Source organism: Neobacillus drentensis, from assembly GCF_036965245.1.
Taxonomy (GTDB): Bacteria; Bacillota; Bacilli; order Bacillales; family Cytobacillaceae; genus Neobacillus; species Neobacillus drentensis_G.
Window position 1 is genome coordinate 24,356 of the sequence record NZ_JBALPG010000151.1, and the last position, 10,529, is coordinate 34,884.

Here is a 10,529-nt window from a genome sequence, read left to right on the forward strand (position 1 = left end):
ATCACCGCTTTTCAAAGTGCACTTCAGGATATTGTTTTGGTGGTCCATCAAGCAGTTTTGATGGAAGATCCTTTAGGTACTTATCAAAGAACGCCAATGTGTAAGAATCAATAATATTGTTTGCCCGATCTCCATCGATTGGTCCGGTTAGGCCTGCCCACGACATCAGTGGTGAGAAAAGTGGCGCATCGGAAAAGTTTACGTGAAAAGTGCCAGGTATCAAAACTAAGTAACCGTCTTTCGGCAGTTTCTTGTAAACCGACCTCATAGTTATTTGAGTTTTATCTATATCCTCTTTCGACCACCCTTCCATCTTCATCCACTTAGCTTCACGACTGATAAACATGGTTGGTTGCTTTAAACCAGAACGAACCACATTGGCAGGCATATGAACATCCATTGCTATGAAGGCACTCAAACGAGGTTCTAAGTAACTGGCTTCGGCACCTACAAGACCACCCAGTGAAGGTCCAAACATACCAACGTGCTCAAGATCCAATCGTCCAGTCAGGATTCCGCTCGGATCAGATTGGTTTAAGGCTGTGAGTTGATCAAGTGAAAAAATAACGTCCTTAGCGAGATAGGGTATAACAATGTTGTCAAAGAATTCGCGATCAGCTGGTATACCACCCTGAGGCCCGGGAAGAAGGCGAGAGTCGAGGGGTATCAAACGACCATCAGGAAATACTACTCCGCTAGAGGAGTAAGGATGGTCGATGGAAGCCACAATGTAGCCATGTGACGCCAACTCCTCAAACATATGGGTGCTTTCTTGACGAAAACCTCCACGCCCAGCTGAAAAAATTAGCACTGGATATTTAGACTCATATGTCGACACAGTTGCAGAAGGAATAGCATGAGTTTGAACGTATTTAAATTGCTCAAAGATAAACCCCGGAAAACCTAACATGTGGGCAAGTGATGCTAGGGAGTCCGTCTCCTGAATGTAGGGAGCGTACAGCGATGATAGATTTCCTTTGGCTGGATACCAAATCTGTACCATGATCTCACGACGATCATTGGGATCATCTGTGAAAATCTCCGGGCGAGTTTTATCTACCCAATGATAGGTCAATGTACCGATTTGGTTAGGTCCTGACGGTTGTGGTAAGTGGAATACAGGAAAAAGAATCGGTAGAGCGGAAGAAACTATCAGTCCCAGTGCTCCTAGACCAATAGTAAAACCGAAAGCAAGTCGCCTAATCATACTTGTTCCACCAAGTTTAGGCATTCGCACAATATTTTTAGCTAGCCAGGCCACGAAGAGTATCCCACTCATGATATAAGCTGGGATCATCCCCCAGCGCGAACCCTCCACCAGTACCTGAACACCGGCTATTGGCAGCAGGACGAGAGCCAAATATCGTACCCACTTTATTGACCGTTGCAATGGGATTACCAAGGCAAAAAAAGCTAGTAAATTGGCAAACAGTAGTATTATTTCAATAAGTCTCATCACATCACCCCATACTGGTTACTAACCAAAAAATTTTTGCAATAGTTCTGCAATATCAAGTTGGATGAAAGAAAAGTAAAATGGAGATTCGTTACGAAAAAAGCTTCCTTCAGGCTTATCGAACCAGGGCAAACGCATTAGGCTTTGAAAGCGAGAGCTAAGATTTTCAATAAATGCGTATCGTTCCAGTTGGCTTTTATTTTAGGCATTATAGTCGATACGCGTGCAAACGTTTCGACTTTGGTGCTGTTTCTAGGTGGGCAATAATTGACGCTTGCCTATGTGTCCCTATCGAATCCTGAATGTCGACATCACGCCTGCCGCATTAATAATATTCCAAGCTTATACACAACTAAGCGGCTTATCCCCATTCCGGGAAGGAAACAAATAATCCGAATCCAATAGTGTACGGCAATACTTTTGGATTTCGTTTTTTAGCGCATCCGTCATCAAAATGCGCCAGGTGTTTCCAGTCTTTTTCTCCCCCACCTTGAGATGCGTAGCCGACTTCACATCCCACACACGCAGCGGCAAAATGTCACTGATCCTAAGGACCGAATTTACCCCCATAAAAAATAGTGGAATATAATTGGTCAGTTTTCATGTTTTCCAAGATGACAGACACCCGCTTTCTTCCTGTCACTCACACCAAAATGGTATCCCGCCCACCCTTACGGCCTGCCTCCATATCCATTAACACACACCGCGCCGCACGTCTTCCGCTTGCCGCCGCAGCATCTGCCAAATTTTCTCCATGGGTGGCCCAATCTCCCGCCACGTAAAACCCTGCAATTTCGGGTACGGCTGGACCCGGAAATCGATCTTCCCTGCCTAAGTGCATATAGTCGTAGGCTGCAACTATGTTGGGGAGGTACTGCCTAGCGACGACTTCCTTCTGCCAGCCCGGTTGGATCAAGTCCAATATTTGTTCGAGGAGTTGTTCGTCAGCTGTTGGATCCGTTCCACCAGTACCATTATATTTAACAATGTGTACCACCGAAGTGCCATCTTCACTTAATCGAATAAATTTCGATTGATTCACGAAGTATATGGGTTGATCAACACCCAAAACGGAAAATCGATTTGGTACTGGAAGCCGCTTCAAAGAAAGAGTCAAACTTGCCGCCTGAATGACACGAGCCTGTTCTTTCCAACGTAAAACAGAATTGCAACCCGCATCTCCCAAGAGCTGGGAGGTTACTGCGGGTGGGGTGGCGGCAATCACATGAGTGATGTCCATCTCTTGGCCGTCAGCAAACTTTATTTTACGAACGGCTCCATCATGCTCGATTTTCGTTACGTTTGTTCCTGTCATCATGGAGACGCCTGCCCGAATTGCTTTTTCGTAAAGCTGATCAACTAAGGTTTGCCAGCCATTCTGCACATAGACAACGCTATTCTTTTTCATCGCGCGTGCCATAGAACGTATGACGGGGCCAGCCAATTGGTGATCTGGGGCTTGTGAGTACGTTTGTACCCTGAATATTGCGTAAAAGATATGACGAACCATCGGATCGCGAAGTTCTTGTTCAATCCAACTCCGCAGACTGATCGCCGGCACTGAATCGGCATCGATTTTTCCTAGTTTGGTAAAAAACTTTAACAACTCCATCTTACCTGACCAGCTTAGGTTTCGAGAGATTAAAAATTTAAAAATATGGGTTACCTTATTATTCCATAGAACCGATACGTTTGCCGAAGGAGATCCCCCTTCCATTCTTATCCCTAAATCTTGAAAGATTTCATCCACTGCCCCTCCCCTGACTATTGCATGATTGCCAAGATCGAAGATAGCCCCGTTTTTCTTGACAGATATTGCCCGACCACCAAGTTGGCTGGCCTTCTCGAAAAGGACAACGGACTTACCTGCTTGGGCCAACTCAATCGATGCCACCAAACCCGCAATGCCTCCACCAATGATTGCCACATCAAACTGTTTCATCCAACATACCTTCCTTCACTCGGCATAATTACCGATAGATCAATTTCCATTTATTAGACTGACTGACTCTTTAAAAAAGCAGTGTCGGTGTAGAAACTCAAGAGACCTAGTTGCCACTACTGATGTGCTGTCGTTACTCGTTTGAAAACGGTAATGCCTTGGATCGCCAATTAACGTGAAGAATCAAGGGCATGATACCGCATCATTTCATCTATCGTGATTCTTAAACGAGACTTGAAAAGCTTTATCTTAGTTTCCCGGTTCCTTATCATTATGAAAAATCTGCAGTCGACTACCTAAACCCGGGTAAGCTTATCCGGGTTCCGTACGATGTAGATTCGGGCAAGCTTTCCTCGTTGGCGTTGTAAAAATATAGCTCCCACGGTTTCGGCCCCCGAACGGGCTACTATACTGGTCTCACCGTTCAGAGCGGCAATCTCGAAGTGAAGATTTCCCTGATAATAGGGCTTTTTGCCCTCGTACGCTGTAGCCAGGATTCGGGCCACGCGATCGCACGTTTGTATCGGACGCGTGGCCGCGATTACTTTTCCGCCTCCGTCGGAGACGAGCATGTCATCTTCGGTCAGCAGGGACAGCACATGATCGATGTTAGCTTGTTCGAGGGATGTGAGGAACCGGCTAACCCATTCCAATTCAACCGCTTCGGCTGCGACCTGCTCCTCCTCGGATATTCCCATCTTGCTTCTTGCCCGGCTCATCAGCTTGCGGCAATTCGTCTCTCGGTTGCCGAGCAGTTCGGCAATTTCGGGATAATCGAAGCCCAGCGCCTCACGCAGGACGAAAACCGCCCGCTCTGTCGGCGTCAGCCTCTCCAACAGAACGAGCATGGCGTAAGACAGTAGATCACGGCGGACGACCGTCGTCTCGAGCGTATCCGCCTCCGGCGTCCGAATCGGCTCGGGGAGCCACGGACCGACGTACACTTCCCTCCTCCTCCGCGCCGACTTCTGCAGATCGAGGCAGTGATTGGTTACCATTTTGCACAAATACGCCTTCGGCTTCTCCAAACGTTCGGGATGAACGTCGCACGCCTTAAAAAACACGTCCTGCACCACATCTTCCGCGTCTGCCGCAGAGCCTGTCAACTGATAAGCCAGCGTGAACAGCAGTGCTCTAAATTGATCATATAGTTCCTCCATTCGCCGTATCACCTTTTCCGGGCTATTCGAAATATTGCAATCTTGGTCTCGTTCGAAGCTGACTGGCTAAATCCCATGTCAGTTTCTTGATTTTCCACCCAAGCTTCCCCGTTATGATAATATCAAGTCCCCATTTGCGTGCCCACATCAATCCGCGATTTTCCCCCAGGCCGATGGCGAAGGCATCCATCAAAGATTTGTGAACCGGCGCGGAACGGCCCTCCAGATCGGCAATCACGATTTTCCCCAGTTGGATCGCCTGAAATCCGCCTTCCTTGCACGTCATCTGATCCGCCTTGCCAGTCGTCGGATCGACGATTCTCGCACAGTCTCCAATGCTGTATACGCCCGGCATCCCTTGGACGCGATAACATTCATCCACCAGTACCCGGCCATCAGAAGTAAGCGGCAAGCCCATACCGCGAAGGACCGGATTCGGAATCAGACCTAACGTCCATATACATAGGCCAACCGCCAGACAATCGCCATTGCTGAGCGTCACCGCTCCTGCTTCCTCCCGCATCGCCTTACGATTGTGAAGCACTGTCACACCACATTCGCTGAGCGTCTGATCCAACTTCCGTCCAACTCTCTCAGGCCCTTCCGGGAACAGCCGCCCCTGTGCATTCAGCAAATAGACGGAGGTATCGGACGAATTCAGCCCTAGCGCCGATGCTTCCTTCCGCATGGCGAGCGCCAGCTCGGCGGACGTCTCCATACCGCTGATGCCTGCTCCCGCAACCGCGATTGTCATCAGTCGCTTTCGTTCCTGAGGGTTCGTCTCGCCGGCAGACTTCCACAGATTGGCACGCCAGCGCTCCCGGATGTCTGCCGCGGTTTGCGGGTCGGTCAAGGCGACGACGCCCTGATCGGGATCCGGTCGCCGAACGATGCTGCCGACCGCCACGACTAAAAGGTCATAACGAATTCGGGCATCATTTCCTTGCGCATCCTCATATCGAATCTGTTTTCCTCCACTATCCACGGACGTAACCGTACCTTGCACGAATTCGACTCCATCTGAACAATAATGCGTCCAGGGAACCATAATCTCTTCCCCGCCCGCGGCCGGCCGGAATAACATCACTTTTCGTACATGACCGGGCTGCTTGTCGAACAGAACAAACCGAATCCGCCGTCCGTTCGCCATGCCCCGGGTCGTTGCCTGTATTGCTTTGAGCGCTGCAAGCCCTGCATGGCCGCCTCCGATGATTATGCATGTCAAGTCGTTCATCATTCCTCAGCTCCTTTTACGTTTTGCACATATAACGATGTTAGGCTCTGATTTGTGACATCGGAAACGAATGAATGAGAAACCTTGCATGGGTCGTTTTAATCAGGATAGTAAAAGAAATTTATAGAATGTACCTTGAAGGACATTCTCGATTATCCATTTCAGAGTCGGCCTCGAGTAGGGTAAGTAATAGAACCATCGACCACAAAATCATTAGGGATATGCTAGCTAGGCCTGTATATAAAGGGAATTTGCATAATGCTGGCGCAATCGTCGAGGGCATACATGAGGCAATCATCGAGGAGGATGTGTGGGAGGCTGTTCAACGGGAAACGAAACTTCGACAAGAAGGCTCTTCACCTAAAGGGGAATTTTGAAGATTGAGGAGCAGTCAGTAAGCTGAGAAGGAGATTCTATAGCCATCAAAGGCTCCACCCAAACTAAAAAAAGAAGCCAAAAAACGCTTGTCTTCTTAGAATTGCCCAAAAACCAAACCCAAGATCAAATTGTGTAGGGGCCATTGACAGTTTCGTTCATATCGGTACATTATTTCACATTCCTGTCTACACTTTAAATGGTTTTGAAAGAATAAGTGTAGATCCTTGAAACAAATTTACATTATCTTCACAATTAAGTATTCAAGAATCTGACCCGATTCATTAAGAAGAGCACATTTCTTGTTCTAGAAATGCGCCCTTTAGTTAATAGATTGGATGAAACTTTATTTAAAAAATTAATTAAAAACAGAGGTTCTCCAGGATAATCCTAAGTATAAATAATTTTGTAAGTGGGTTTGACGACTCCATTAGAATACTGTTTCATGTCCACTAACCTTAATTTAAGACGTGGCTTTACGCTGCCGAATAGAGATATACCTTCACCGACTATAATTGGATTAACCTTTAGCACTAATTGATCAATGAGTTTATGTTTCAACAACGACCCAGCCAATTCTCCGCCCCCGCATAGCCAAATTTTACCGCTCCCTTGCTGTTTGAGATTCTTAATAAACCCTATAGTATCTCCTTTGATAAGTTCGACTTCCTCGTTCGATTTAAACTGCATGGAGTTTGAAAATATGTAATGTTTTATGCCCTTATAGCCAGGTTCACCCGGTTTAGCACCGAATTGAAATCCAAACTCATATGTTTTTCCGCCCATCAACACTGCATCGTATTGCTGAATATCTGATAAAAAGTCCGGGACATGATCGCCATCAAATAAAAAGAGAGAATTATTAATATTTCCATCTATCATACCTTGATCCGCAATAAAGTTGTCTAGTGAAACTGCAACATGATAAATTAATTCAGCCATTCAGTCATCCCTCCGAGAAAATGTATTACTTAATTAATTCTATAATACCTACCCGATTTCCTTTTCTTGTTAATCAACCTGCCCAGTTAACTCAATAATAAGGTCATCCAGAATAAGGGTCACTCTTTTCTGGTCGAACCCAGAACCTCCAAATAGTGCTGATTGTACATAATGCCTAGAATGTTCCCAAAGGGATCTACCACGGAAGCAGTGATGAACCCCTCGCCGCGTTCTGTTGGTGCCTCGTACTCTTTCGCTCCCATTGAAAGCAACTTCTTGAAAGTTGCTGTTACATCGTCGACGTGCCAGTACACTACAGCACCCGCCGGGCCGGCCGCTGAACCATCGGGCGCGTAGCTGCTATCGATTAGGCCCAGTTCGTGCTGGTAATCGCCGAAGCGGAACTCGGCATATCCTGGACGTTCGAAGTATGGTTCGATGCCCAATAGCTTGGCGTACCACTTCTTTGCTGCTGCTAGGTCATCCGTCCAAAAACTAACTGTGGTGAGTCCTCGTAATGTTTGTGTGTTGCTCAAATCGATTTCCTCCTAAATGTTTAGTAGTATGTTGTTACTCAACTAAATCAGATCTTCTGATTAACTTCTATTTACTTGAGATTAATCCCTTCTCTTATTCAAGAAAATGGTCCGATACATGAAAAGGCGCGTTCCTACATAAACGCGCCCTTTTGTGGAATAAAGTCATAATTATCAATTCTTTTGGAACACAGGGTTTATACCATTTCTTATTGTCAGAGAATACTATTCTTCATATGCCTCTAACCAATGAAATAGAACTTTGTTTTATTATCAATACCTAAAACGTAAAAAGTCATAAAAAATAAAGGGTGATACATATTAGTCGTGTATAATATGGATCACCCTTGTAATTCTTGTTCAACAATCGCGCCCGATTATGGAACAACGACCACTCCTAATAGGAATAATTTAAAAACAGTGATAGTATTGTTACAATAGATTTTTAGGCATTTTGAAAGTAACGACAAATGTTATGGGTGGTGTTTTTTTGAAAAAAGAAGTGAAAAAGGATTTAATTAAAGTTATATCCGTGACTGTTGTAGGTGAAATTCTTATAATAATGATTCCTATTCTTTTTTCTTATTTATTATAATAACTACTTTGACATCATTTACCATATTCGTGTTTCCTCCACAATTTGGCCCTTTCATGCAAAAAAGCGCAGATCCATACTCTGGAAATGCGCCCTTTAGCTGAATAAGTAAAATTTCTATGTTAGCGCCTATTTTAATAAAATTAAATTAGTGTTGCAATCCGTTAACCATTTTAGTCAGTTCCGCCTCAAGTCGATCCAAGTTCTGTTCATTGGCTTCGTAACAGAAACTTCTCACTTTTTCGCATTCATTAACTGATTTGTGGAGCATTTGCCATATCAGCTCGGTTTTGCCTTCTTTCTCAGCAAATGTAATGGTTAATAAAAATTCATGTATTGGCCCCAGATGGTGGATAACAATCTTTTCAGGTTCAATTATTTCGGAAAAGATGGATTTATTCTCATAATCTACACTATTGGGTCCATGCATAATGAAATGCCAAATACCGTTTGGTCGCATATCGAACTCATGAAACGTATTAGTAAAGCCCTCGGGTCCCCACCATTTTTCCAAATGATTCGGGTCACTGAATGCTTTGAACATGATTTCACGTGGCACATTGAATATACGTGTGTTGACAATCTCACGATCAGAGATTGGCTCAGGAGAGTTAATAATCTTCGATACCTCAGAGGATACTCTTAACTCTTGATTATTTTTCAACTGTTCACCAAGCTGATCCAGCAAAATACTTGTCCCGTGCTCACGAACTGCAGCTGTATCATGGCCGTCTAGGAATGCGCCTTGCTCGGTAAAAATCAGGTGTGTTCCTTCATCAATTTGTTTAAACTCGACCGTTGCTACAGAAACGGAAATCCGCGTTTCATCGAGATCCATGGTGTAAGTATAGACAATACGATGGTCAGGAATGATCTCCTGATAGTGAGCCTTAAATGTGTAAACAGGACCTCCTTGAGGGCCACCATGATTTTTCTCCTGTCCACCCACTCGAAAATCAAACTCTTCCGCCTCAGTGAACCATTTTGCTTTAAGCTCTGGGTCCGCCCATGCAGCGAATACCACTTCAGGTGTGTAATTATACACCTTTTCAATGACAAAGGTATCGTGTGTTACAAAGTGTTTTTTCATTCTCACTTCCTCCTTTTTTGGTGAGACGGATGATTAGAAAGGAATTCGCCAAGTCGATCAAATTGGCGCTCCATATTCTTTTGGCGCCCGTAAAAATAATTTTTATGACTTTTTTTCATCATTCCAATTGAATTTGTAAAATCTTGAACCGTCAATGTCTCTTTCGTTTGCAAAATTTCAGATACATTTTGCAAATCTTTTAACAGCTTCTGTTGAACTCTAATATTTTCTCTTAAATGTTCAATTTGAAGAGTCACTACTTCAATAGGGTTATACATATCGTCGGCCAGGATCGATTTAATTTCCTCTAGCGTTAATCCTAAATCTTTTAGACTAAGAATTTGCTGTAACCGCGAAAGATCTGTGGTGTTATATAGGCGATACCCTGATTCTGAATAGTCTGATGGTGAGAACAATTCAATTTGGTCATAATACCGCAAGGTCCGAATCGTTAAACCTGTTAACTTTGCAAGTTCCCCTGTCTTCCATTTCTTCTTACCTGAAACTAAAATAACCATCCCCTTATTTTCGCGCGAATTTTTACCGGTATCTTTACTATAAACCGTTACGTCACGTAAGAGTCAAGGGAAATTTTTTTGAATTATGAGAAAATATATATCCTACCTCGTTCGCTTAAGTGTAACTTTTCACAAACAATCTTTAACCAGTATTTTTACTGTTCATGATTCCTCAACAATCTGGTCCTTTAATGGAATAACATACTAGGTTTTTTTTACAACATCTACAAGAACATAAAAAGAAAAATTTAGTACAGGATTTTTAATCAAACTTTATTATAAATTATCAATCTTCATTTTAAATCTACAATTACAAGGAAAATAGGTGTCTGAGAAGGATTGAGAGACGGATTCGATTACACCGATCGGGTCCTTGATCGCTTCGACGAGTGCTTCGGTGTATTGATCGATTCTTTTATTCGCTGCTTTATTGATGAAGTCAGGCTCTATATTATCTGGAATCAGAGTGGATACGGCTACGATGCCCTCGTCTATTATGAGGATTGCCAATCCAGTTACAATTGAGTACAGACCAACCGCTACTCCTCTGAGGAGATCAAATACATCCTTTGACATATCCTCGATTGCATCCCACATGCCTTCAAAAATGCTCGTATACTTGTACTTCATTCTTAAAGCTTTAACTTGATATTTATCATCAACGATTTCAAATTTCTTCAC

At 44.1% G+C, this 10,529-nt stretch carries 10 protein-coding genes; 1 reads left to right on the forward strand and 9 read right to left on the reverse strand.

The genetic code is table 11. The features are described 5' to 3' along the window. Window position 1: 1 nt before the first annotated feature. The 4 genes from V7150_RS22895 to V7150_RS22910 form a co-directional block, all read right to left on the reverse strand. The gene (locus V7150_RS22895; RefSeq protein WP_335522805.1) at window positions 2-1,456 is read right to left on the reverse strand and encodes an alpha/beta hydrolase family protein; all 1,455 of its coding nucleotides are present in this window, start codon (window positions 1,454-1,456) and stop codon (window positions 2-4) included. Between the two features lie 643 nt (window positions 1,457-2,099). Beyond that, window positions 2,100-3,398 (reverse strand): phytoene desaturase family protein, encoded by a 1,299-nt coding sequence (locus V7150_RS22900; RefSeq protein WP_335522808.1) that lies wholly within the window; start codon window positions 3,396-3,398, stop codon window positions 2,100-2,102. Between the two features lie 296 nt (window positions 3,399-3,694). Beyond that, window positions 3,695-4,558 (reverse strand): RNA polymerase sigma factor SigJ, encoded by an 864-nt coding sequence (sigJ, locus tag V7150_RS22905; protein ID WP_335522810.1) that lies wholly within the window; start codon window positions 4,556-4,558, stop codon window positions 3,695-3,697. A 22-nt stretch (window positions 4,559-4,580) separates the two neighbouring features. Next, window positions 4,581-5,792 carry an NAD(P)/FAD-dependent oxidoreductase gene (locus V7150_RS22910; RefSeq protein WP_335522812.1) on the reverse strand — a complete coding sequence of 404 codons (1,212 nt, stop codon included), beginning with the start codon at window positions 5,790-5,792 and terminating at the stop codon, window positions 4,581-4,583. 74 nt (window positions 5,793-5,866) lie between these two features. Here V7150_RS22910 and V7150_RS22915 point away from each other — a divergent pair, with 74 nt between their 5' ends. Continuing rightward, on the forward strand, window positions 5,867-6,169 hold the full coding sequence (locus V7150_RS22915) for a recombinase family protein (RefSeq protein WP_335522814.1): 303 nt from the start codon (window positions 5,867-5,869) through the stop codon (window positions 6,167-6,169). A gap of 388 nt (window positions 6,170-6,557) precedes the next feature. Here V7150_RS22915 and V7150_RS22920 read toward each other — a convergent pair whose 3' ends face one another. From V7150_RS22920 to V7150_RS22940, 5 genes are all read right to left on the reverse strand, one after another. Next, the gene (locus V7150_RS22920) at window positions 6,558-7,109 is read right to left on the reverse strand and encodes a dihydrofolate reductase family protein (RefSeq protein ID WP_335522816.1); all 552 of its coding nucleotides are present in this window, start codon (window positions 7,107-7,109) and stop codon (window positions 6,558-6,560) included. A gap of 119 nt (window positions 7,110-7,228) precedes the next feature. Then, complete coding sequence (locus tag V7150_RS22925; RefSeq protein ID WP_335522818.1) at window positions 7,229-7,645, reverse strand: VOC family protein; 417 nt, start codon at window positions 7,643-7,645, stop codon at window positions 7,229-7,231. 743 nt (window positions 7,646-8,388) lie between these two features. Beyond that, window positions 8,389-9,330, reverse strand: coding sequence for an SRPBCC family protein (locus V7150_RS22930; RefSeq protein WP_335522820.1), 942 nt, complete (start codon window positions 9,328-9,330; stop codon window positions 8,389-8,391). Between the two features lie 2 nt (window positions 9,331-9,332). After that, the gene (locus V7150_RS22935; protein ID WP_335522821.1) at window positions 9,333-9,848 is read right to left on the reverse strand and encodes a MerR family transcriptional regulator; all 516 of its coding nucleotides are present in this window, start codon (window positions 9,846-9,848) and stop codon (window positions 9,333-9,335) included. A 276-nt stretch (window positions 9,849-10,124) separates the two neighbouring features. Further along, a partial coding sequence (locus V7150_RS22940; RefSeq protein WP_335522824.1) for a hypothetical protein occupies window positions 10,125-10,529 on the reverse strand: 405 nt, incomplete at its 5' end.

Coding starts and splice junctions, on each gene's coding strand:
- V7150_RS22895 (WP_335522805.1), bottom strand. CDS start 1,456: ATGAGACTTATTGAAATAATACTACTGTTTGCCAATTTACTAGCTTTT.
- V7150_RS22900 (WP_335522808.1), bottom strand. CDS start 3,398: ATGAAACAGTTTGATGTGGCAATCATTGGTGGAGGCATTGCGGGTTTG.
- sigJ (WP_335522810.1), bottom strand. CDS start 4,558: ATGGAGGAACTATATGATCAATTTAGAGCACTGCTGTTCACGCTGGCT.
- V7150_RS22910 (WP_335522812.1), bottom strand. CDS start 5,792: ATGAACGACTTGACATGCATAATCATCGGAGGCGGCCATGCAGGGCTT.
- V7150_RS22915 (WP_335522814.1), top strand. CDS start 5,867: ATGAGAAACCTTGCATGGGTCGTTTTAATCAGGATAGTAAAAGAAATT.
- V7150_RS22920 (WP_335522816.1), bottom strand. CDS start 7,109: ATGGCTGAATTAATTTATCATGTTGCAGTTTCACTAGACAACTTTATT.
- V7150_RS22930 (WP_335522820.1), bottom strand. CDS start 9,330: ATGAAAAAACACTTTGTAACACACGATACCTTTGTCATTGAAAAGGTG.
- V7150_RS22935 (WP_335522821.1), bottom strand. CDS start 9,848: ATGGTTATTTTAGTTTCAGGTAAGAAGAAATGGAAGACAGGGGAACTT.